At 68.8% G+C, this 845-nt stretch carries 2 protein-coding genes; both read left to right on the forward strand.

The annotated features are described in order from the left end of the window. Positions 1-459 (forward strand): aminotransferase class I/II-fold pyridoxal phosphate-dependent enzyme (locus NS334_RS16965; RefSeq protein ID WP_153002823.1); only part of this gene is annotated, 459 nt, incomplete at its 5' end. A gap of 4 nt (positions 460-463) precedes the next feature. After that, positions 464-845: prephenate dehydrogenase/arogenate dehydrogenase family protein (locus NS334_RS16970; protein ID WP_153002824.1), on the forward strand; the 382-nt coding region annotated here is incomplete at its 3' end.

Raw genomic sequence — 845 nt, forward strand, 5'->3', positions numbered from 1 at the left:
ACGCACACCTTCTCCAAGATCCACGGCCTCGCCGCGCTGCGGGTCGGCCGGATGTTCGGCCCGGCGCATATCGTCGATGCCTGCAACCGGATCCGCGGCCCGTTCAACGTCACGACCCCTGCGATGCTGGCGGCGGTGGCGGCGATCGAGGACACTGCGCACGTGCAGATGTCGCGGACCCACACCGAACAATGGCGCAACTGGCTGACCGAGGAGATCGGCAAGCTCGGCCTCAAGGTGACGCCGAGCGTCGCCAATTTCGTGCTGATCCACTTCCCGACCGACAAGGGCAGGACCGCCGCCGAAGCCGACGCCTATCTGACGCGACGCGGCCTCGTGCTGCGCGCGCTCAACAATTACAAGCTGCCGCATGCGCTGCGCATGACCATTGGCACCGAGGAAGCCAACCGCCTCGTGGTCGAGGGGCTGCGCGACTTCCTGGCCGGAACCGGAAAGTGACGACGTGACCACGGCTCCGCTTTTCAACCGCATCGCGCTGATCGGCTTCGGGCTGATCGGCGGCTCGATTGCGCGCGGCGCGCGCGCGCAGGGCCTCGTCGGCGAGATCGTGACCACCGCGCGCTCGGAGAAGACGCGCGCGCGGGTCGCCGAGCTCGGCATCGTCGACCGCGTCGTCGCAACCAATGTCGAGGCCGTCAGGGATGCCGATCTCGTCATCCTCTGCATCCCCGTCGGCGCCTGCGGCCCGGTCGCGGCCGAGATCGCCGCTCATCTCAAGCCCGGCGCCATCGTCTCCGACCCCCGCGCGGTGAAGGGCGCCGTCGTCAAGGACATGGCGCCGCATCTGCCTGAAGGCGTGCATTTCGTCCCCGCGCATCCGGTCG

The organism is Sphingomonas endophytica, assembly GCF_001476895.1.
Taxonomy (GTDB): Bacteria; Pseudomonadota; Alphaproteobacteria; order Sphingomonadales; family Sphingomonadaceae; genus Sphingomonas; species Sphingomonas endophytica_A.